The sequence below is a fragment of the Vreelandella hamiltonii genome, assembly GCF_014651775.1.
Taxonomy (GTDB): Bacteria; Pseudomonadota; Gammaproteobacteria; order Pseudomonadales; family Halomonadaceae; genus Vreelandella; species Vreelandella hamiltonii.
This window is the reverse complement of sequence record NZ_BMXN01000027.1, coordinates 1-23,105: the sequence shown is the minus strand read 5'-3', so window position 1 is coordinate 23,105 and position 23,105 is coordinate 1. Positions and strand designations below refer to the sequence as shown.

General features: G+C 62.1%; 11 protein-coding genes and 1 tRNA gene. 5 read left to right on the top strand and 7 right to left on the bottom strand.

What is annotated here, in order from left to right; translation table 11 throughout:
- Positions 1-176: 176 nt before the first annotated feature.
- Genes IE091_RS16130 through IE091_RS16105 form a run of 6 tightly spaced genes read right to left on the bottom strand, consistent with a single transcriptional unit; the run spans position 177 to position 14,558 of the window.
- Entirely contained in the window at positions 177-1,505 is a 1,329-nt protein-coding gene (locus IE091_RS16130) for an aminotransferase class I/II-fold pyridoxal phosphate-dependent enzyme (protein WP_189464111.1), read from the bottom strand.
- Entirely contained in the window at positions 1,502-8,845 is a 7,344-nt protein-coding gene (locus tag IE091_RS16125; protein WP_189464110.1) for a type I polyketide synthase, read from the bottom strand. The genes IE091_RS16130 and IE091_RS16125 overlap by 4 nt, the downstream gene beginning before the upstream one ends.
- Positions 8,842-10,503, bottom strand: coding sequence for an LTA synthase family protein (locus IE091_RS16120; protein WP_189464109.1), 1,662 nt, complete (start codon positions 10,501-10,503; stop codon positions 8,842-8,844). The genes IE091_RS16125 and IE091_RS16120 overlap by 4 nt, the downstream gene beginning before the upstream one ends.
- Complete coding sequence (locus tag IE091_RS16115; protein WP_144984470.1) at positions 10,500-11,297, bottom strand: SDR family NAD(P)-dependent oxidoreductase; 798 nt, start codon at positions 11,295-11,297, stop codon at positions 10,500-10,502. Before IE091_RS16115 ends, IE091_RS16120 begins: the two co-directional genes overlap by 4 nt.
- A complete protein-coding gene (locus tag IE091_RS16110; RefSeq protein ID WP_189464108.1) occupies positions 11,294-12,529 on the bottom strand; it encodes a capsule biosynthesis protein in 1,236 nt (411 codons plus the stop codon). The genes IE091_RS16115 and IE091_RS16110 overlap by 4 nt, the downstream gene beginning before the upstream one ends.
- A 1-nt stretch (position 12,530) precedes the next feature.
- Positions 12,531-14,558: a capsular polysaccharide biosynthesis protein gene (locus tag IE091_RS16105; RefSeq protein WP_189464107.1), complete on the bottom strand. Its 2,028-nt coding sequence runs from the start codon at positions 14,556-14,558 to the stop codon at positions 12,531-12,533.
- 273 nt (positions 14,559-14,831) lie between these two features.
- Between IE091_RS16105 and IE091_RS16100 the strand changes: the two genes are divergently transcribed.
- Positions 14,832-16,847 carry a sensor domain-containing diguanylate cyclase gene (locus IE091_RS16100; RefSeq protein WP_189464106.1) on the top strand — a complete coding sequence of 672 codons (2,016 nt, stop codon included), beginning with the start codon at positions 14,832-14,834 and terminating at the stop codon, positions 16,845-16,847.
- Here IE091_RS16100 and IE091_RS16095 read toward each other — a convergent pair.
- Positions 16,844-19,918, bottom strand: coding sequence for a bifunctional diguanylate cyclase/phosphodiesterase (locus tag IE091_RS16095; protein ID WP_189464105.1), 3,075 nt, complete (start codon positions 19,916-19,918; stop codon positions 16,844-16,846). The two genes, IE091_RS16100 and IE091_RS16095, sit on opposite strands and share 4 nt — an antisense overlap.
- Before the next feature lie 127 nt (positions 19,919-20,045).
- Between IE091_RS16095 and IE091_RS16090 the strand changes: the two genes are divergently transcribed.
- The 4 genes from IE091_RS16090 (at position 20,046) to IE091_RS18680 (ending at position 22,898) form a co-directional block, all read left to right on the top strand.
- On the top strand, positions 20,046-20,993 hold the full coding sequence (locus IE091_RS16090) for an AEC family transporter (protein ID WP_039177736.1): 948 nt from the start codon (positions 20,046-20,048) through the stop codon (positions 20,991-20,993).
- A 52-nt stretch (positions 20,994-21,045) separates the two neighbouring features.
- Positions 21,046-21,122: transfer RNA gene (locus tag IE091_RS16085), tRNA-Arg, on the top strand.
- Between the two features lie 133 nt (positions 21,123-21,255).
- The gene (locus IE091_RS16080; protein WP_308428146.1) at positions 21,256-22,497 is read left to right on the top strand and encodes a tyrosine-type recombinase/integrase; all 1,242 of its coding nucleotides are present in this window, start codon (positions 21,256-21,258) and stop codon (positions 22,495-22,497) included.
- Positions 22,494-22,898, top strand: a complete 405-nt coding sequence (locus tag IE091_RS18680; protein ID WP_422822539.1) for an ogr/Delta-like zinc finger family protein — start codon at positions 22,494-22,496, stop codon at positions 22,896-22,898. Before IE091_RS16080 ends, IE091_RS18680 begins: the two co-directional genes overlap by 4 nt.
- The last annotated feature ends 207 nt before the right edge of the window (positions 22,899-23,105 follow it).

Sequence of the window (23,105 nt, the reverse complement as noted above, 5' to 3'; positions counted from 1 at the left end):
GCGGTGTAAGCGGAGCGCACCCGCGAAGCAATGCGTTAGCGTTGCCGATGGGGGCACAGAGGGTCGCGGTGGCGTGATCGGGGCGGCGGGTGCCGCCCTTCGCGGGTGCCTCTTTCGCTCGTTGCTCTCGCTCTATCGTTACGCCGCGCTACGGTTCACTCCTCACTCCTCACTCCTCACATTCCCTCGGCCAATAGCTTCTCCAGTACATCCAACGTTTCGTCGATGTGGGCTTGGGTGTGCTCGCAGGAGAGGAAGAAGCGTAGGCGGGCGCTTTTTTCGGGGACGGCGGGGTAGAGGATGGGTTGGACGTTGATGTCTTTTTCGAGCAGGGCGTTGGAGAGCTTGGCGGCCAGGGGTGAGCTGCCGACGATGACGGGGACGACGGCGGAGCCGATGCTGTGGCCGGTGTCCATGCCGCGTGCTTGCGCCTGTTCGAGGAAGTAACGGGAGATGGCCTGTAGCTTGGCGACCCGCTCGGGTTCCTGGGCCATGAGTTCCAGTACCTTGAGCGAGGGGGCGGCGACCTGGGCGGGCATGCCGACGCTGTAGAGGAAGCCGGGCGCGAAGTAGCGCAGGGTTTCGACCAGGGCTTGGTTGCCCGCGATGTAGCCGCCGCAGCCGGAGAGCGTTTTGCTCATGGTGCCCATCCAGATGTCTACCTGGGTGGGGTCGATGGCAAAGTGTTCCCGCAGGCCCAGGCCTGTTTCGCCCATGACGCCGAAGGAGTGGGCTTCGTCGACCATCAGCCAGGCTTGATGGCGCTGTTTGATGGAGATGAAGCGAGGCAGGTCGGGGATGTCGCCGTCCATGCTGTAGAGCCCTTCGATCACCACCAGCACGCGTTCGAACTGGTGGCGGTGCTGGGCGAGCAGCGCGTCCAGGGCGTCGGGGTCATTGTGGCTGAACGACATGCGCTTGGCCCCGGAGAGCTGGGCACCGACCAACGAGCTGTTGTGGATGTACTCGTCGTGGAGGATCAGATCCTTGGGGCCCAGCAGGTAACCTAGCGTGGAGACGTTGGTGGCATGGCCGCTGACGAAGGCCACGGCATCTTCCACGGCATACGCCTTGGCGATGGCCTGTTCCAGATCGCCGTGAATGGGGCGCTCGCCCGAGACCACACGGCTGGCAGATACCGAGGTGCCGTAGTGCTGGGCGGCCTCGCAGGCGGCCTGGATGACCCGCGGGTCGCCGGAGTAGCCCAGGTAATTGTAGCTGGCGAAGTTGATGCAGGTGCGACCTTGCATGACGCTGGTGGCCCCGGCCAGGCCGTCGTGCACCTTGAAGAACGGCACCTGCAAGCCCAGCTGTTGCGCGCCCTGACGCATCATCGAGAGCTGTTGATAGCCTGGGTGGGCATCGAAGCGGGTGAAGCGTTCGGGCACGGAACGGGTTGCCCCTGCGCTGGTGGCAGGGGCAGTGGGCTGGCTGGCTCTTGCGGTAGGGCGCTTGCGCGCCTGTTCCAGTAGCTGGCGTTTTAGTTCTGAACGCTTGGCGGTCATGGTGTCTCTGTCGCTGGGGAGGATGCGGGCTCACTGGTAATGCCGTCCGCACCGTGGCGGGCGGCCAGAGAGGCTAACGCATCTTGCGGCGACTCTTCAACGTCTTCATCGTGCTGGTGGAGCTTCTGGATCAGCACGCCTGCCAGCTTGTCGAGGGTGGAGGCTTCGCTGAGGACCATGACCGGCACTTGAACGCCCAGGCGGTTCTCGATGGCGGTCATCAGTTCCACGCCCATCAGCGAGTCGAAGCCCATGTCGTACACCGAGCGGTTGACGTCGATCTTCTCTTCGTCGATGAGCAGAATGCTGGCCAGCTCTGCGCGCAGCAGTTCGGTGATGGTGCTGTGCAGCTCTTCCGGCGAGAGGTCGGCCAGCAGGGCGCTGATGTCGTCGTCGTGGTCGAGGCTGCCGTCGTCATCGCTGGCGCGGGCAATTTCGTCGAAACGCGGGGTGTCGGAGGTGGGCAGGAAGCGCGCCAGTGCGCCCCATTCCAGCTCCAGCACGCCCAGGCTTGGCCCAGGGGTCAGCAGCATCTGTTCCAGCACCTTCAGAGCGTCGTCGGAACGCAGCGCCGAGCCTCCCAAACGCTCTTGGAGGGCGTCGCGGGTGCGGGTATTGCGGGCCAGGAAGCCGACGTCTTCGATGGCACCCCAGCGTACGCAGGTGGCCGGAAGGCCCTGAGCGCGGCGGCGGGCAGCGAAGGCTTCGAGCCAGTGGTTGGCAGCTACGTAGTTGCCTTGGCCAGGGTTGCCGAACAGCGTAGTGGCCGATGAGTAGACCACGAAGAAGTCCAGCGGGGCTTCCTGGGTCAGCGCTTCCAGGTGGCGCGCGCCATCGATTTTCGGGGCCAGCACTTTATGGATGCGTTCGGCGTCCAGGTTGCGGATCAGGCCGTCGTCGATCACCGTGGCGGCGTGGACGATGCCGTGCAGCGGGCTCAGCTCGGCCTTGGCGCGTTCCAGCACATTGGCCAGGGCGTTGCGGTCGGTGATGTCGCAGGCGGCGGCCATGACCTTGATGCCCTGGGCATCGAAGTCACGGATGGAGGCCTGGGCTTCTTCACTGGCAGGGCCGCTGCGGCTGAGCAGGATCAGTTCCCGTGCGCCTTTGCTGACCAGCCACTGAGCCGTCTTGAGGCCAAAGCCGCCCAGGCCACCCGTGACCAGGTAGCTGGCATTGGCGGGCAGGGTGAGGCTGCCGCTGCCCAGCTGTTCCTGGCGCGGTGGTGCAATAGGCTGTTCGTAGGTGACGACTACCTTGCCGATCTGGCGAGCCTGCTGCATGTAGCGGAAGGCATCGATGACCTGGCTGTGGCTGAAGGCGGTGAACGGCAGCGGGCTGAGGGTGCCGTCGTTGAACAGCGCCATCATTTCGCTGAACAGGGTTTGGGTGAGCGCGGGCTGCACTTTCATCAGCTGGTCGGAGTCGATGCCGAAGTAGCTGAGGTTGTTGCGGAACGGGCGCAGGCCAATGTGGGTGTTCTCGTAGAAGTCGCGCTTGCCCAGCTCCAGGAAGCGGCCGAACGGGCGCAGTGCGCGCAGGTTCTGGTTGATCGCTTCACCTGCCAGGGAGTTGAGCACGATATCGACGCCTTCGCCCTGGGTGTCTTCGAGGATTTCTTCGGCGAAGGTGAGCGAGCGGGAGTCATAGAGACGCGCCTCGCCCATCAGGCGCAGGAAGTCGCGTTTCTCTTCCGAGCCCACGGTGGCGTAGATGTCGGCGCCCATCCACTGGGCAATTTGCAGCGCGGCAATACCCACGCCCCCGGCGGCACCATGGATCAGCACCTTTTCACCGGGCTGCAGGCGTGCCAGGTGCTTCAACGCGTAGTAGACCGTGAAGAAGGTGGTCGGAATGGTGGCGGCCGCGGCGTAGCTGACGCCTTCGGGCAGCGGGGCCACGGCGTGCTGGCTGGCGACCAGGCGGTCGCTGAAGCTGGCAGGGCCGAAACCGACCACGCCTTGGCCGGGGGCCAAGTGGGTGACGTTGCTGCCGACAGCCACGATTTCCCCGGAGAACTCCAGGCCCAACGTGGGGCCGGCAAAGCCGTTTTCGATGGCTTCATCGGAGAGCAGCCCGAGGGTGTACATGACATCGCGGAAGTTCAGGCCGGTGGCCTTGACGCGCACTTCCACCTCGTCGGCACCCAGTTCGGGGAGCTGGCGTGGCCGCCACTGTAGCTGGCGCAGCTGGCCGGGCAGGGCAAAGCCCAGCGTCATGGCCTGGCGCGGCGCTACCTGGCTGGCCTTGTGCGGGTGCGGGGCGGGCAGGGTACGCAGGCGGGTGGCGTAACGGGTGCCTGCCTGGGTAATGACCAGCTCGTTCTCCGCATCCGGGTGGGTCACGGAATCGGCAATACAGGCCAGGGCCTCGCTGCTGGGCTGCTCGGGCAGTTCCAGCAGAGTAACGCTGTGGCCTACGGCTTCGTTGGCCAGCGAGCGGCCAAAGCCCCAGAGCGCGGCGTCGTCGCCGTGCTGGTAACCCTGGGTGAGCAGCCACAGCGTGACACGGCTGCCCTGGGCTTCCAGGCCGCTGTGTTCGAGGGCCAGCGACCACTGTTGAGCCAGGTGGCAGCGCTGGGTCTGTGCGGCGGTAGTGTCTTGGCCCAGGCCGCGCAGGTCCAGCACGTTCAGCGCGGCGGGAGGCGTTTCGTGCTGGCGCAGCTGCTCGGCCAGCAGGGCCGCAGGCTCGCCATCGCTGAGCAAGGTGACGTTGTCCAGCGCTGCCGCCAGCGCGTTGGCCAGGGCTTGCTGGGTGTCGTCGGCAATGACCAGGGTATGTGCCTGGGGCGCTTGTGCTGCGCTGCCCGGCTGTTCGCTGGGGGCTTGCGCGTGCAGCAGGTAGGCGCCGTTCTCTTCCAGCTCGATGGGCGCGGTCACGCTGAGCCCTTGGGCGGAGAGCCACTCGATGAGGGTGGCTTGTTCCAGCGCGGCCTGGCCGATGCCGGGGGTGGCCAGCAGGTCGTCCAGCCAGCGGCTGGGATGAATGCCGACCACGATGAGCTGTGCGCCCGGTGCCAACTGCGAAGGCAAGGCCTCGATGAGCTGGCGGGTGCGCTCGGGCTGGGTGACATCGGCGCTGATGAAGGCCAGCTGGGCTTTTTGTGCTTCTGCCAGCGTGGGCAGTGACTCTTCCAACGGCTGAACGTCGATCAGCGGGTAGCGTTCCTGCAGCTGCTCCGCTTGATGGCGCGCCGTGTCGCTGGTGGTCAGCGCACGGTAGCGGTAGCTGTCGGTGACTTTGGGTGAGTGATGGGCAAGCCGTTCCAGCAGGCGTTGGCCCAGCGCGGGGGCGCAGGGGCCTGCTTCCAGCAGAGCCAGCCGCTGGCCTTCGGGCAGGGCGGCCAGGGCTGCTTCCATCAGGCTGCCCAGCTCGCTGGCCAGTACTTGCCAGCCGCTTTCACCAATCAGGACGCGGTTGATGCCTGCCAGGTGTTCGTGAGTGACGCCCAGGCTTTCCAGGGTGTCGGTGCCACGCGCCAGGGCTTCCTTGTGCAGGCCGAGCCTGCCCACCAGATGAATGGGGGCGAAGTAGTCCGGGTAGTCTTGTACCAGCAGTTGCCAGATGGTTTCCGGGGGCAGGGGCGCTGCCTCGTCGCTGGCGGCATCGTCGCCGGGTGCGGTGGGCTCGGCAGGCTGGCCCTGCTGGGCGAAGGCTTCGCTGAGGCTGTCCAGCAGCGGAGCGACTTCCTGGGCGTAACGCTGGCCGGTGCTGGCGCTGAAGGCATCGCTTAGCCCCATCAGGCGTGGCAGGGCCTCGCTTGGCATGGGTAGCGTGACGGCGCTGAGCGGCGCGGGCGTGAGTTCGATATCCAGGTAGCTGAAGTGCTGGTGGTGCGCGCGGTTCAGGCGAATGGCCTTGAAGCGGGTCTGGCTGAGCACGGCCACGGCGCGGCCTTCGGCATCGTAGAGCTCGAAGTCGGCGGTGAAGGAGTGCGGTGCCCGTTTGCCCATGACGGCGCGGGCCAGCACGGGGGTTCCGGCTTCGGCATTGACCTGAATACGGCCTACGCGCACGGGCACGAAGGCGAGCTGCGAGGCAAACTCGGCCTGGCGTGCCAGCAGCGGAATGAACAGCTGGAAAGCGCTATCGAGAATGCCGGGATGCACGTGCAGCGTGTCGAGCTGGGCGGTGACGGCTTCCGAGAGGTGAATCTCGCCGATGACGCTGTCGCCCTCGATCCAGCCACGGGTAATGGCCTGGAAGGCGGGGCCGTAGTGCAGGCCGATGCGCTCGGCCATGGCCAGGTGCTGCTCCAGGGTGTAGTCGGCAGCGCGGCTGGGCAGTGCCGGGGCCTGGCGATTGAGCAGGAAGCCACGGCTTTCACGCATGCGGCGAGCCACGGTGTTGAGCTGCCATTCGCTGCCGGTGGCGGGCTCCCGGGAGTGAATTTCCAGGCGACCGTCATCGGGGTCCAGCGTCAGGCGCATGGTGCGCCCGTTGGGGCCGTCCAGCAGCAGCGGCGCGCGAATTTCCAGCTCTTCGATATCCAGCAGCGGGGTGTCTTTTTGCTGCATGGCGGCGGCCAGGGCCAGCTCGATGAAGCCCGCGCCGGGGAAGACGGCGCCTTCGCCCACCACGTGGTCGGCCAGCCAGGGCTGGCGCTTGGTGTCCAGCTGGCTTTCCCAGGTGTGCTCCTGCTGGGCCAGCGGGTAGCCCAGCAGCGGGTGCTGGTAGTAGCGCGACAGCAGGCCTTGGCCATCCTGAGTACCTTGCACCCAGAGGTGGGTGCGCTGCCATGGGTAGCGAGGCAGCAGAACGCGCTGGCCTTCCACGGGGAAGTAGTGCCCGCTGGGCAGGGAAAGCCCGCTGAGCAGCAGTTGGCCCAGCGTGCGCTGCAGCCCTTCGAGACCGGGTTTGTGGCGTTCAACGGTGCCCAGTACCAGGCCGCTGTGCTCTTGCTGGCGCAGCGACTCGTTGAGGTAGCGGCGCAAGATGGGGTGCGCACCGACCTCGACGAAGACGTTATAGCCCTGTTGAATCAGCTGCGTGGCGGCATCGTCGAACAGTACCGGTTCACGGATGTTCAGCCACCAGTAGTGGGCATCCAGCGTCGTGCCTTCGGCCAAGGCTCCGGTGACGGTGGAGAAATACGGAATTCGAGTGGGCTGCGGCTGAATACCGGCCAGCGCTTCCACCACGCCTTCCTGGATGCTGTCCATGGCGGGGCTGTGGAAGGCGTAATCCAGCGGCAGGCGTTTGGCAAACACCTCTTGGGCGCTGAGCGCCGCTTCCAGTTCGCTTAACTGGTCTTTATCGCCTGCCAGGGTAATGCCTTTGGGGCTATTGATACCGGCCAGGCTGACTCGGCCGAACTCGGGCTTGGCCAGCCAAGGGGCGATGTCGTCGGCACTCATGGCCACGGCGGTCATTTCGCCTTGGCCACGGGTCTTGCCCTGGAAGTCGCTGCGGTAGTAAATCACTTTCACCGCGTCTTCCAGGCTCAGGGCACCCGATGCCCAGGCGGCAGCGACTTCACCCACGCTGTGGCCGAACACGGCGGCGGGGGTAATGCCTTGCTCCTTGAGCCATTCGGTGAGCGCCACTTGCAGGGCAAATAGCGCTGGCTGAGCAATTTCGGTGCTGACGAAGCGTTCTTCTTCGCCGGCTTGCTGGTTCAGGCCTGCCAGCTCGGCGCGCAGTGAGAAGTTGCCGTGGCGCTGGAACAGTGCATCGACGCGGTCGATGGCGTCGCTGAAGGCCGGTGCGGTGTCGAGCAGGTCGTGGCCCATGGTGGCCCACTGGCAGCCGTTGCCGTCGTAGACGAACACCGGGCCCTTGGCGTCAGTGAGGCGCTCCAGGGTGGTGAGCTGGCGAGTATCGCCCTCAGCAAACTGGCCAAGCGCGGCAGCGGCTTCTGCTGCGCTGCTGGCAAAGCAGAGCGCCCCGTGGCTGTGCTGCTCACGGTGGTGAAACAGGGTGTGGGCAATGTCGTAAAACGGCTGCTCGGTGGCCTGCAGGTGGTTGGCCAGTGCCTGGGCACTGGCGGCCAGGGCGGCTTCACTGCGTGCGCTGATACGTATGGGCAGACGGGTGTCCGGCACCTGACGCTCAGCGGCGGGCGTTTCCGGGGCACTTTCCAGAATGACGTGGGCGTTGGCGCCGCCAAAACCGAAGGAGTTGACGCCAATGACCAGCTTGCCCTCGGGCTTGAGCGGCTGGGCCTTGGTGACCACGTGCAGGTTCCATTCGTCGAACTTGATGCGCGGGTTCAGCTTGCGAATGCCGATGGTGGCGGGCACTTCGCGGTGCTGAAGGCTGTACAGCGCCTTGGCCAGCCCGGCCACGCCGGAGGCGGTTTCCAGGTGGCCCACGTTACTCTTCACCGAACCGATGAGCAGCGGCGTTTTGCGATGCTGGCCGAGGGCTTCGCCGATGGCACGGGTTTCGATGGGGTCGCCGACGGCGGTACCGGTGCCATGGGCTTCCAGGTAGTCGATCTCATCGGGGGAGATGCCCGCTTGCTCGTAGGCGCTGCGCATCAGGGCAACCTGAGCGCTGGGGTTGGGCACGGTCAGGCCGGATTTGTGGCCGTCGGTGTTGACCGCCGACCCTGCTACCACCGCCAGGATGTTGTCGCCGTCGGCGACGGCCAAGTCGTAGTCCTTGAGCAGAAACAGGCCCGCGCCTTCCGAGCGCACGTAGCCATTGCCTGCTTCATCGAAGACCTGGCAGCGCCCGGTGGGCGACAGCATGCTGGCTTTGGAGAAAATGATGAAGCCGTAGGGGTGCAGGTGCAGGCTGATGCCCCCTGCCAGCGCCATGGGAGTTTCACCGCTGCGAATGGATTGGCAGGCCTGGTGGAACGCAACCATGGAAGACGAGCAGGCGGTGTCCAGCGACATGCTGGGGCCGTGCAGGTCGAAAATGTACGACAGCCGGTTGGAGGCGATGCTGGACGTGTTGCCCGTGGCCGTGGAGGCGTCGATGGCCGCCATGTCGTCGGCAAGCCGATAGGAGTAATCCAGGCTGGCCACACCAAGGAACACACCGCACTGACTGCCACGCAGGGTGCTGGGCACGATGCCCGCGCTTTCCATGGCTTCCCAAGCCAGCTCCAGCAGCATGCGCTGCTGGGGGTCCATGTTGGCTGCTTCCCTGGGGGAGATGCCGAAAAACTCTGCGTCGAACCCGCTGATATCGCCCAGGCTACCGGCGGCGAACGTCACGCTGGTGCCGGGGTGGCGCTTGTCGGGGTGCCAGAACGCATCGTGGCTCCAGCGGTCGGGCGCTACTTGGGTGACGAGGTCTTTTTCAGCTTGCAGGTCTTGCCAGAACGTTTCAGGGGTGGTGCCTGGGAAACGATGGGCGGCACCAATAATGGCCACGCGTTTAGTCATTCTTGCTCCTGAGGTTCTGGTTCTGCCTTGATCACATCACTACTTATATCGCGTCCAAACACTTGTTTAAATAGTCGGACGCCAAGTTCGTTTGCTGCTATTCCCTGCGGCATGTGCTCGGCAGGCGGTGGGTCAGACGGTTGCCGTTGCGTTGACCATATCATGTATGGCGTGCGGCCCGTAGGGGCGCCAAAATATCCATACGCGGCGGGCAGGATGGGCACATGATCGCCGTACCATCCCAGTAGCCCCGGCCTTTGCGCCTCCGTCAAGGCCGTTTTGAGCCCCCCCAGCATGCGGTCTGCTTCGCCCAGATGGTGAAGATAGACTGCCAAGTCTCGCAAATGGTTCGGCAGCGGCCATGGGGCGTTGGGCAGCGTCTCGGCGAGGCGCTGCTGCTGGGGTGCTTCCAAGTGCAGCGGGCCGTGATTTTCCATGGTGATCACAAACACGAATAGCGGCCTATTATCGTCATCTTTCAGCAGGCGTCCAACCTTTCGTGCGACGGCCTGGTCGCCGATGTATTGGCCGTGCTTTTCCTGGGTTTCGAAGGCGCTGAGATCGATAAACGTGTCGAAGCCCAGCAGAGGAATGACCTTGTCGCGTAGGTAGAAGGTGGCCGGGTACGGGTGCACGCACACGGTGCGATACCCTTGGGCCTTGAATGCGCTGGCCACGCTGGCGAGAGGGTGGCGTGACAGCGTACGGTAGGGGTTGAATTGACGCGGCCCCCAGTCGCTGGGCGTCAGGCCTGTCAGCACTGCGCATTCAGTGCGCACGGTGTTGGCTCCCCAGGCGGGTACGTGCAGTTCGCCCTGTTCGAGGGCTTCGGCGGCGGTGGCATCGAACTGGCTGAGCAGCCCTGGCGCCACGTCCTGGCACCACGGGCGGGGGTCGAAGAAGGACTCGCTCTGCACCAATATCACGTTTGGCAGTGTGTTGCCCTTGCTCGTGGGCGCGACGGTGGTGGCGTCAGGCGGGCACTGCGGTTCGCCGAGCGGCTGGCTGAACGGTTGGAACGGTGAGCGTTCCGGGCCAGGCGCACGGGAGCGCATCAGCGCGACGCCGTAGCTCCACAGGCTGGTGTATAGCCCCGTTTCATGCAGGTCGTGTGTGGGGGCTAGCGTGGGCGGGGGCAAGCGCTTCAGGCTGGCCGCCAGCAGCAGCGCACCCGCCAGTATCAGCAGCAGGCAACTGAAGAGCCAAGGCATCAAGCCCCACTGGCCCACCAACGACGGCTCGAAATAGAAGAAGCTGCCGATGGCCACGGCCCCAGCGCTGCTGGCAGCGATGGCGAGCCCGATGCCGAAGAAGGGCACGTACAGCCTGGGGTGCAAGATGGCATCCCAGAAGTATTCGAAATCGTGGCAGATGAAAGGCTCGTTGAGCGTGGCCGATTTGGTGTTGCTGGACTGCACCACCACCAACTGCAGCGAGAGAATGAACACCACGGCAAACCAGGGGCGCTGCAGCAGCAAGGTGAACACGCCAAACAGCAGCAGCCAGCTGCCCAGGTGCACGGCATTGGCGGCCAGACGGCGCTGCCAGAAAGGGCGTGGCTGGGGGCGCAGCAGCGCTTCAGCCAGCAGGCTGCCGAGTAGCCCGGTGACCAGCGCGAGGGCCATGGCGGCCATTGCGGCACCTGAGAGCAGCATCATGAACCGCCCTCCAGGTGGTCGAACCCCAGCCGTTTGATCAGCCACTGGGACACCGACGCGGGCAGTACGGCCAGCCACCAGGTGCCGAAGTTGAGCGGAAACGGGAAGCTGACCCGTGGCCGGTTGGCTGCGATGCCCCGGGCAATGACGCGTGCGGCACGCTCAGGTGGCCACTCCCAGGGTTTGGGGCCGGGCATGGCGTTGCACATGGGCGAGGTGACATAGCCGGGCATGACCACGGTGACGCCGATACCGGCCGGTGCGAGCAGCCCACGCAGGCCTTCCCCGTAGGCTTTGATGGCCGCTTTGCTGGCACTGTAGGTGGGCGTGCTGGGCAGCCCGTGCCAGGCGGCCAGGGAACTGATGAACACCAGTTGGCCACTGCCCCTTGCGCGCATGGCGGGCACCAGATGGTGGGCCATGGCGATGGGGGTGGTCAGGTTGATGTCCAGCAGCGCCTGAACGTCTGGCCAGGGTTCCAGCTCGCCCGCTTGGGGCGGGTGGGTGTTCTTGCCCGCATTGGCGATCACGATATCGGGCAGGTGGTGGGTGCATAGCTCGCCCAGCCAGTTGGCCAGTGCGGTCTGATCACCGAGGTCGATGTTCGATAGCGTGACCTGGGCCCCTTGGGCGCGGCAGTTTTCGGCTACCTGTTCCAGCACGACGAGGTTTCGGCCGTGGAGGATCAGGTGGGTGTCTTGGGTGGCATATTCGTTGGCCAGGGCGCTGCCGATGGCTCCGGTGGCGCCGGTGATCAGCACGCAGCGGTGGCCTGTTTGGGGTGAGGTGCTCACAGCAGTCTCTCCAGCGGGGAGGGGCAGGCTTCGAGTACCTGGGCCGCGTTATTGACCGCCAGGTCGATGCCGGGCTGGCAGTAAAACCCCCCGTTGAGCTGGGTGGCATACATGACAGTGTTACGGAAATAGTCGAACAGCTGGGCGCTGGGCGGTGGCGGCTGGTGCCAGAACTCGTCGAGACTGCCTTGATAGGTCAGGCCTGCCATATGATAGATCGGGTCGCTCAGTGCAAAGGTGGGGCACTTGTGTTCCAGGGAAACGATACCGACGGTACTGTTGACTGTTACCGTGCCTGCTGCATATTTGAGCAGTCGATTGAGGTCTCCTGACTCTAAGTAAACGATCCGCCCTTGAAGACCATAAAAATCGGCCAGCCGCTGGATGATGGCGGGGTAGTCGACTAGCCCCATGTCTAGCGGGTGGTTCTTGATGCATAGCTGGGCACCTTGTGGAGCGTTGACCGCAAAAGAGCCCATCACATGGTCCATGACCTCCTCCATGTTTTGATAGGGGGAGTGGTCACGGATCTGGGCGTCGGTGTTGAGCTGTAGCGGCAGCATGAAATACGAGCGTCCGCTTTCGATCAACGCCTTGATGCGCTGGGCGTCGCGTTTTTTCCACTGTTTCAGTTGTGTAAAGCGCTTGATGTAACCCGCGTATTCCACTGGTGCCGTGATGGGGGAATGGTTGCGGTAGCGTGGGGCGATCAACGGGTTGAGCAATCCGGCTGTGTGGTAAGCAACATCGTGCAAAGCACGGATCTTGAAAGCCGAACGAAAGCGCACTGGCTTTGGTAGCAGAGGTAATGTTTTCCCTGTTTCATAGAACCAAGCAGGGTCTCGCGGCAAAAGAGAGTGCCCATTGACGCCATCGCGCTCAAGCGTGACCCAGAAAGGGCGAAAGTAACCTTCCTCAAAAACATGGGTACGCACCCCGGCCTTGTCGGCTTGTTCGATAGCCGAGCGATGGACGGGGCGCCGATCACCGAACATGACTTGGTCGGTAATGTCGTAGCGCTTCCAAAGCGATGTGATGTATTCAGGTAGTACCGTTAACGGACCACGAAATAAATGATGTTTGCTATGGGTGCGCTGCCAATAAAGAATGTCACCTGCATTGAAGTTGACTTTGACAACACGGTGGCCGTCATCGGTCAAACGCCGAGCCAGACGCTGATAAAAGGGCGAGCATACGCCCTGCAGGAATAAAAATGCGCGCTTCTGCTTCAACTCAATGTCTTCCAATGAATACGTTACGATAGCTGCGATATAGCCGCTGCTTCCATGTAAGCAAATGTTTTTGTGAGTGATGCTGACGCGTCTTGGTCTGTTCCAGTAGCGCGACGACGGTTTCAGCGTTGCATAGCTGACCCGTGTTTGGGTCGACATAGCCGGGGTATACCAGCAGGGTGCCTGCCACCAGCTCATCCAGGGTCAGCTTGCGTGTGCGTCTTGGGCAGTGCATGGCATCGCGGGTCAGCCCCCAACCGGCATAAAAGGGCAGGCCATAGGTGTGTACCTGACGATGTCTCAACAGCGCCTCGAAGCCGGTCAATGAACTCATGGTGTGCACGGCATCGACCCGCTCCAGCAGGGCGGTGATCTCCATGTGGCTGCCGTCGAGATCATACAACTGTTTGGCGTCGCTATCGAGTTTGCCGACCCGCGCACCACTGGTAACGTCTGGGTGAGCCTTGTAGATGATGAAGGCGTCCGGGTGGCCTTGGCGCACGGCGCGCAGCAGGGCGCTATTGGTACTGACTTGGGGAGAACCGGTGGCGATCGAGGCGTCGCTTTCCACCTGGCCGGGCACCAGGATGATGTGCTTGCCACTGGGCAGGTCTATTTTGGCCTGACCATAGACGTTGTATTTGGAGAGCTTGAGAGCCACCAGGCGTTCACGCAGCGCTGCGGCGCGTTCGAGCAGCGGCGCATCGAAGGCGTGGGTTTCCAGAAGCGTTTCCAGCTCGCTGGGCTGGGTGGGGTCGTAATAGATGCCTTGGTGGTCGATGGCCAGGGACAGCGGCGTGGTCAGGTCTGCCCCAAGCCCTACCGAGCGAATGAAGCCATCTTCGATGCGCCATACTTTATGCAGAGCGTGGGCATTACGTGCCTTGAACTCTGGCGTGAGGGCGCTGGACCAGGCCAGGATGCGGGGTGCCGATGGCGTGCCTTCGATAGTGCTGGGCAGCGTTTCCTGGTAGTGAATGTTGGCGCAGGGGCCGAGAAAACAGCCGATGAAACCGCGTTTCCAGGCGGAGAAACCGCAGGCTACCCATGGCCCGCGCAGGCGTTCCTGCTGGCGACGCTGGTCGGCCAGCAGTGTAATGGTTTCTTCCAGCGTGGCGGGCTGGCAGGTGTAGGGGTTGGCGTAGCGTGCGTAGCGCAAATACGCCGCCGCAAAGACTTCCGGCAAGGAGCGGGTGCGCGTACGGCGCGGGCAGGCCAGCTTGTCCTGGGTCAGCCCCCAACCTGCGTAGAAGGGCAGCCCAAAGCAATGCACCTGTTTGCCTGCCATGAGGGCTTCGAAGCCGAGCTGGCTGGTGACGACGTAAACGCTGCTGACCTGATCGAACAGTGCCCAGGGGTTGATGTCTTCACTGATGATGCGGCAGCGGGGGTGGTCGAGTGCCTGGGTAAGATGACCCTGTTTCTTGCCCGCAATCACGTCGGGGTGGATCTTGACCAGGATCTCCTCATCGGGGTGATTGGCCAGGGCTTCCTGCAGCATGTGTTGAAAGCTCTCGCTGCTGGCACCACCATAGGTGATCGATGCATCGCCTGCGGTCTGGTCGACGACCAGGACCGTGGCGTTGGAGTGATTCAAGGGTGTATCGGGGGCGTGATTGTACTTGGAGAGACGATGGTGCCGCAGCAGGGCCATGCAGCGCTCGGCACGGGCCAGCTCTTCGCTGCTGAAGGTGGCTTCGTTGAGGCTCGTTTCCAGGTCGCTGGGGCGCGAGGCGTCATAATAGATGCCGGTGACATCCACCACCATGCTATGCGGTTGATAGCCCTCGACACCGAGGCCAAGCGAGCGCAGGAAACCGTCCTCCAGTGCGATGTGGGGCAGGTTCTTGCGCTCGGCATAACGTTTCGATTGTCGCGTCGTGGGCTTGAGGCCCCAGCCAATGACCGTTGACGGCGGAGAGCAGAAAGGCCTGATCGGTATGACGTCGTCAAACTCGGACAGCAGCACTGAAAGAGTCGCAATTTTACCGATGCCTGAGGATGTATAACCCGCCGTACGTTTTGCCATGGAAAAGGCCGCAAGTCGTCCTGATAAAGATACCAAACAGGCGGCGAACATACGTGAATTGGGCAGGGTTATCAATTCGTGGCGCGCAGTGAGCACTTGGCTGACCAGGCTAGCGTGCTGGCATGCCTTGGCCTAGGGTGATACAAGGAGATTAAGTGGAATTATATCAACGCGCAGTTTGTGATTGTTTTTGGTAAGTTGATTGCCAGTGATGCAATAACGCTTGAACTTTAGGGCAGTATTCAAGGAACGTTGACGAAATAGGAATTTCTGGTGCGACTAGCCCCCCTCATCAACAGGCTGTTGACGTTACGCTCCTTGAAAGGGCGGCTGCTGCTTGGCCTCTCTTGCGCCTTGGCGATTCTGGCGGGTGCCGTATTGAGCATGGCCTGGCAGGTTGGCAAGACCATGGTGCACGAGACCAACATGTCTCATTTGCGCTACGAGGCCAGTTTGCTGGCCGACGAGATCACCCAGCAGGTGAATCAGCGTGTCCATGCGCTCAAGCGGTTGAGCAGCTCCATGGGGCCTTCCAATGACGTGGGTTGGCTTTCATACGAGCTGCAGAAAAACGATGCCTTGCTCTCCTGGTTCGATGGACTGATTGTGAGTGACGAACATGGTGAGATCGTGGCGGACTGGCCCAGTGTGGTGGGGCGAGTGGGGCTCGATACCTCGGAACTCGAATATTTCAAGATGGTGCGGGGTATTCGCCGCCCTTATGTGAGCGAGCCTTTCATTGGCCGTGCCAGCGGCATGCCCATGGTGCTGATTACCGTGCCCCGCCTGGATGAAGACCGCCGTTTTGCCGGGTTCGTGGCGGGGATGGTGAGCCTGGATCGTAGCGGCCTGTTCAACCGATTGGCCACGATTCGTTTGGGTGACCACGGGTTCGCGGCGGTTTCCACGGCGTCAGGCAAGATTCTTTACCACCCTGATTACGAGCTGGTGAATGCAGAAATCAGCCACGCCCAGCGCAATGACCTGCTGGATATGGCACTGGATGGCTGGCAAGGCGAGGGAGTCAGCGAGCTGGCCAATGGGCGCACCAGCCTTCAGGCGTATGCACAAGTGTGGCCTGCCGACTGGATCGTTGGGCTGTTCTTGCCCACCGAGCAGGCGCAGCTTCCGCTTTCGGGTTTCATCTCCAAGCTGTTTGGTATCTGGCTGGTGATTTCCCTGTTGATGATGCCGCTGCTGTGGTGGTTGCTGGCGCGTATTCTCAAGCCCCTGGAGCATCTCGAACGCCAGATTGGCGAAGTAGGGGCTGGGCGGCGTTCGCAGCTGGCCCTGGCCACGGGGATGCAGGAGCTACAGCAGGTCGCCAATACCTTCAATCGTGTGGAAGACGAGCGCCAGCAGCTGGTGGGGCATTTGCAGGAGCGTGAGGCGTTTCTCGATTCGGTGCTGAGCGCCACCCCCCAGGGCATGTTCGTGGCCAACTTCGGTGGCAAGATCACCTACATGAACCCTGCGCTTTTGCAGATGCTGAGCATTTCAGCCGATACCCCGATGGAGCAGTGGCTGACACAGATTCACGCGGATGAGCGTGAGGGTGCGCGTGATATGTGGACGCATAGTCTCAAGACCGGCAGCGACTTCGTGCGCCAGCTGCGTTTTCTGCGCAGCGACGGCGAAACGCTGTGGCTGGATATTCATGCCCGGGTGGTGATGTTGACCCAAGGCGGCCACTCCTTGGGGTTGGTCGGTGTGGTGAAGGACATTACCGAGCGGCGTCAGCAAGAGGCGCTGCAGCGTTGGGAAGCCGAACATGACCCCTTGACCGGGCTGTTGAACCGACGTGGCTTCGAGCGCCGCCTGGAAGAGGCCTTCGCCGATTTTCAGAAAACCAGTACGCCTTCGGCGCTGCTGCTGTTCGACCTGGATCACTTCAAGCCGATCAATGACGAAGGCGGCCATGCCTTGGGTGACGAGATGCTGCGTCGTATTGCTCAGGTGGTGGCCTGGGAGGTGCGCCGCAGCGACCACGTGGCCCGCCAGGGGGGCGATGAGTTTGGCGTGCTGTTGCCTAGCTGCACGCTGGGGCAAGCCAAGGTGATTGCCGATTCACTGCGCAAGGCGGTGAGCGAGGTGTCGGTGACCCATGAGGGCAAGGAATATACCGTTACCTTGAGTATTGGGGTGACGGTTTTCGATGAAAGCGATGATGCCGTGGAAGTCGCCCTGGCCCGTGCCGATGCCGCCAGCTACGACGTCAAGGGCCAGGGGCGCGATGGCGTGATGGTCAAGCTGACGGGGGAAAGCGACCCGATGACGCTGTTCGATTAACGCAGCGCAAACCCTTCTGCCTGCCAGCTTTCCAGCCAGCCTGGTAGTTCGTCGGCAGGCATCGGGCGGGCAATGCCGTAACCTTGTGCCAGATGGCAGCCCATGGCCAGCAGGGCCTGGGCGTGGGCCATGGTCTCGACCCCTTCGGCCAGCACCGGCCGTGAGAATTTTCTGGCCATGAAGATGATGCTTTCCACGATGGCCTTGTCATCCTCGCTTTCCAGCATGTCGCGCACGAAGTCGCGGTCTACCTTGATCAACTGCACGGGCAGGCGACGGAAGTAGGCCAGCGAGGAGTAGCCGGTGCCGAAGTCGTCCAGGGCAATTTCGATGCCGAGCCGCTGGCACTCTTCCAGCACGTGCAGGGCGGCCTGCATGTCATCCAGCGTGGCCGATTCGAGTATCTCGATGGCGAGCAGCCGTGAGGGGACTTGCGGGTAGTACAGCAGCAGCTGTTCCAACTGTGGCAGAAAGCCGGGGTGCAGCAGGTGTTGCGGGCTGATGTTGACACTCACCTGCAGTTCGATGCCCATGGCCAGCCAGCTTTGCAGCTGCTTCAAGGCGGCTTCGATGACCCACTCGCCCAGATGAAACTCCAGCTCGCTGCCTTCCAGCAGGGGCAGAAACTCTGCCGGGTTGCGCAGCCCGTGTTGCGGGTGAATCCAGCGAATCAACGCTTCTGCCCCGACCACGGTGTGCGATTTGAGATCGACCTGGGGCTGGTAGTAGAGACGAAACTCGTTATTGGCCAGGCCATGCTGAATGGCGCTGCGCTCTTGCTGGCGCAGTTTGACCAGGTGTTCTTCATCGGTGCTGTAGCGGACGCACTGGGCGATCCCTTGGGTCTTGGCCTGGTACAGCGCCTGGTAGGCATGGCGAAACAGGGCGTCTGGGTCGACGTTGTCGTTGGGGTAGCTGGTTATGCCGAGACAGGCGGTGAGCTTCAGCTTTTGCCCGTTCACATGCAGCGGCTGCTGGATGGCGTGCTGGATGGTGGACGGGGTGAGGCGCTGGACTGGTCCGGCCAACACGAACTCATCGCCGCTGAGCCGCGCCGTGATGCCCTGGGCCTTGAAGGGGCTGACCAACGCTTCCAGCCGTTTGGCAATGCGCTTGAGTATGCTGTTGCCGGTGGCGTAGCCAAACAGGTCGTTGAGGCGTTTGAAATCGTCGATGTTGAGGATCGCAACGGCCAGCGGGGTGTCCTGGCGTACCAGCGCTTCCAACTGCGTGCGGGCCAGCCGCTGGTTGGGTAACCGCGTCAGCTCGTCGATATTGGCGGCTTTGTACAGCGCCTCTTCATGGAGCTTGGTGTCGGTGATGTCCGACTGGATGGCAATGAAGCCGCCGCCGGTTTGCTCGTTGGCGGGCAGCGGGTTACAGCTGATATGTACCCAGTACGGGGTGCCATCCTTGCGGTAGTTGAGCAGCTCTTCCTCGAAGTGCTGGCGGTGGCGCAGAGCATGGGCGATGCGCAGTACCGTGGCGCGGTCGGTGGCTTTGCCCTGCACCAGTTGCCCCGGCTTCTTGCCGACCGCTTCTGCGAAGGTGTAGCCACTGAGCCGGGTAAAGCCATCGTTGATCCATTCGATGTTGCCACGTGCATCGGTGATCACCACGCCGTTGCTGGTGTTCTTGGCCACCAGGGAGAGCCGTGCGATGGCCTGTTGGTCTTGCTGCTGCTGGCGGTGGTGGCGCAGAGTGTTGATGAACTGCCCGATACTGCCCAGCAGCGGGGCCAGATACTCCACTAGGTCGGGATGATAGCCCCCGGGGCGATTGGCCAGGCCAATCATGGCGATGCAACGACCGTGGAAGTGAATCGGTGCCCCCAGAAATGCATCGAGCGGTGGATGCCCCGGTGGCAGGCCGCCGCGCCTGGGGTCGTGGGCGGGCTCATTGGCAATGACCACTTCTTCATGGCGCATGACATGACCGAACAGGGTGTCCAGGTTGCTGAACACCATGCCGTTGGGGGCGTGCTGAGCGTAGAACTGCCGCGAGGGCTCGTCCCAACTGATGTCGGTGATGGCATGGGCCACTAGGTAGGGTGTCTTGTCGGGGTGGTAAAGCACTTCGCCGATGAAGCCGTATTCGCTGCCGGTGAGGGTAAGCAGGTCGTCGAGCAGCGGGTTCAGCGCCTTCGCATTGCCCTGTTCGTCGATGAAGCTGGCTTGCGCCCGCATGATGGCCTGCTCCAGTGCCTGCTGGCGCAGTAGCTGTGTTTCGACCTTCTTGCGGGGGGTGACATCGAGCATGGTGCCGATGAGCTGCACCACTTGGCCATCCACGGCCAGGGGGTTGCCGGTGATTCTGACCCAGAGCGGCTCGCCCGAGGGGGTCTGCATCTCGAAGATGTCGTTGAAGGGCGTTCCGTGGGCAATGGCGGTGTCGATGACTTCGACGAGCCGGGCGCGGTCAGCCGAGGTGTACGCCTGCATGCGCGCTTCGAAGGTGTTGGCTTGCCGAGCATCGGTTTGATAGAGCGCATCGACCACGTCGTTCCAGTGGGTGGTTCGGGTGGCGACATCCATCTCCCAGAGGCCGATGGCGGCATTGCCAATGGCTTGATAGGCGCGTTGGCTCAGGTAGTGCTCGAACTGCAGCACGGTGCTGCTGGCCAGTTGCTGTAGCAGTTCCCGCTGGGTAGGGCTCAGTTGGCGGGGCTTTTGATCCATGACGCACAGCGTGCCGATGATGTTGCCATCTTCGGCAACCAGCGGCATGCCTGCATAGAACACGACATGGGGCGCTTCACTGACCATGGGCAACTTATGGAGCCGCGCATCCAGGCGTGCATCCGATACTTCGAACAGCTTGGGTTCGAGGATGGCTTCCCCGCATAATGAAAGCTGACGCAATACCGTGGGGCTGTATTCGCCCACGCCACTTTTGACCCAGACGTGACTGGCATCCACCAGCGTGATCAAGGCCATGGGGGTTTCGCAGTAAGCAGCCGCTAGACGGGTGATGCGGTCAAACTCCTGGTCAGCCGAAAGATCCCCCAGTGTGTACCGCTTCAGGGTGAGAAGCCGCTGTGCTTCGTGTTCAGGGACGGCGGGCTGTACCATACGTAACGTATCCGTGATGCGCGTTTAGGGCTACTTTCCCTTATGCCGAGGTGCCTGTCTAGCCAGTCGACAAATCCTGGTCAACGGTAGAGTATAAGATGTCGCTTATCCAACTGAGAGAGCTGCTGTGGATCTACTGGAACTGTTTACCCGCACGCTAGACGTGACGCTACCCGTGTTTGCCATGGTGTTCATCGGCATTGGCTTGAAACGCCTTGGCTGGATCGACAGTGCCTTTATCAGCACGGCCTCGACGCTGGTGTTCAAGGCGACGCTGCCGACGCTTATTTTTCTGAGTCTAGTCAAGGCCGACCTGAGTGTCGCGTTGGACATTCCGCTGCTGCTGTTCTTCGCCGTGGCCACCCTGGCGCAGTTCGCCCTGAGCTGGGGCTGGGCGCATCTACGTGTGCCCCAGGCAGACAGAGGGATATACGTGCAGGGGGCCTTTCGCGGCAACTGCGGCGTGGTGGGGCTGGCCTTGGCGGCGGGCATGTACGGCAACTACGGGCTTTCGGCGGGAAGCCTGCTGCTGGGCGTGGTGATCGTGATGTACAACGCGCTTTCCGTGGTGGCCCTGGCGGCGTACCAGCCCGGCCAATCCACCGATTGGCGCAGCCTGCTGGGGCATATCGTCAAGAACCCGCTGATTCTTTCCGTGTTCGCGGCGTTGCCGTTCACGGCGTTCTCGGTAGGGCTGCCGAGTTGGGTGATGACCTCGGGCAACTACTTTGCCTCGCTGACGCTGCCCCTGGCGCTGATCTGCATTGGCGCCACGCTCTCGGTGTCCAGCTTGCGTGAAGGCAGCCAAGTGGCCATGAGTGCCAGCCTGATGAAGATGGTCGCCTTGCCCGCCTTGTCGACGGTCGCGGCGTGGCTGTTGGGCTTTTCCGGCGCGCAACTGGGCCTGCTGTTCCTGTTCTTCGCCAGCCCCACTGCCGCCGCCAGCTTCGTGATGGTGAAGGCCATCAACGGCAACGTGGCCCTGGCCGCCAATATCATCGCCATCACCACCCTGATGGCCAGCATCACCGTGACCCTGGGCATTTTCGCCCTGCGCCTGGCGGGGTGGATTTAAAGCGCGACGGTTGGCCGAGGCAAGCCAACGCGCTATACTATGCGCCCCCTAAGTCCCTGTAGCTCAGTAGGATAGAGCAGCCGCCTCCTAAGCGGCAGGTCGCAGGTTCGACTCCTGCCAGGGACGCCATTGGGGGGTCTCAGCAAGTCCTAGAAAGGCCAGAAATTAAGTGTAACACTCTGAATCACATTGATTTTTGGCTCCCTGTCGTTCCTCTGCGTTCCTTTCAAAACCAGCCGACAAGTGGTATACAGAATGGTATATGTCACCATTCGAAGATGCTCGGTATACCACCATGGCGCTAACTATCCGGCAGATCAGCACAACCAAGCCTGGCATGAAAGTTGTCTCCCTCTCTGATGGCCAGGGATTAGAACTCAGGATTTGGCCGGATGGCCGCCGTGGGTGGCGTTTGCGCTATACCCGCCCCAATGGCAAGCGCAACATGGTCAGCCTTGGCAAATACCCTGATGTGAGCCTTGCAGAGGCCCGTGAGAAGCGAACGGACATACGGCGGCAACTGGCCCAAGGTATCGACCCCGTAGAGCAGAAACAGAGCGATAAACGCCAGCAGCAGTACGCCGCGCAGAACACGTTCAAGGTGATTGCACTGGAGTGGCACGCCGCCATGGTGCCGCGCTGGAAAGAAAGCTCGAAGCGTGCCAACGACAGCAAGCGCGTGCTTGAAATGTACGTGTTTCCGAAGGTGGGAGACCGCCCAGTTGAGAGCATTCTGCCGTTGGAGTGGCTGGAGATCCTGCGAGCGCTGGAGGATGCAGGCATATTCGAGCAGCGACGCCGCCTGCACGCCTTTTGCCGAGACATCTACCGCTTTGCCATCATTACGGGCAGGGCCAGCTACAACCCCCTTACAGACCTCAATACGGCGCTCAAGCCCTACAAACGGGGCAGCTTCGCCCATATCGCTCAAAGCGAGCTGCCGCAGTACGTGAGCGACATCGAGGCTTACGATAAAAGCCCGATGGTTCGCATCGGCTTGAAGCTCCTGCTGCTAACGGCGGTGCGCCCTGGTGAGCTGCGCATGGCGGAATGGGAAGAGATCGACCTGCAAGCCGCTGTGTGGAAGATCCCTGCCGAGCGCATGAAGATGGGCAGGGCGCACCAAGTGCCGTTACCTACCCAGGCAATAGACGAGCTACGCCACCTGCACAAGCTAACGGGGGCGTTCAAACTGCTGTTCCCTGGTCGTAACAACCCACGTAGGCCGATGTCCGACGCTGCGTTTGGCATGGCGTTGAAGCGCATAGGCTACGACGGTCGTCACGTGCCCCACGGCACGCGCCATGTGGTGGCCACGGGCCTGAAAGAGTTGGGCTACCCTAGAGAGTGGATCGAGGCCCAGCTTTCGCACAAGCTGCCGGGGATCGAGGGCATTTATACCCACGCCGAACACATGGCCCCGGATCAGCGGCCCGCCATGATGCAGTTTTGGGCAGACCACCTCTTTGGCACCGAGAGGCGAAGTGAAGGGCTAGCGACATGAAAGGGCTAGGGGAGAAGTGCCCAGCGTGCGGGACGATCATGAGAACCACACAGCGCCGCAGGATAACCAACCAGCACCAAGAGGCGGTGTTGCAATGCTACGGCTGTCGACGGCTTTGGCGCGTAGACCTGCATTTCTCGCCTGTTAGGGCTTACAAGCGCCCAAAGGCCGAGAATGAAATAAGCGAGAAGGAGCCTGAAGCTAGCTGCGTACTGGTTGACGAAAGGATCTGCTATCCAGATGAATTGTGCTTTTTTGGCGATATGTGCCCAAAATGTGGTTCGTTGTTCCGCATAAGAACTAGCAGGCGCGTTTCGGAAATTTTTAAGGTGTTCTATCTAAGTTGCACGGGCCCCAGTTGTGGGGCCAAGGTTAAAATAGATTTATCTTTTTCTGGTTAATTAGATTTTTTAGCCTTTAAAAAATCCAAATGTTGAGTTTTTGGATTATTTTTTAAGCTCATGGATTATTTTTTCATATTTTTCTGGCAGTAGTGCATATTGGGGTTCTTCGTCACTTCATGTGGATTTGGCCTGATCGAACAGGCGGCCCACCGGGCTGCCAATCAGGTAGATCATGGCGATGAAGTTGGCCTCGTTACGGTAGCC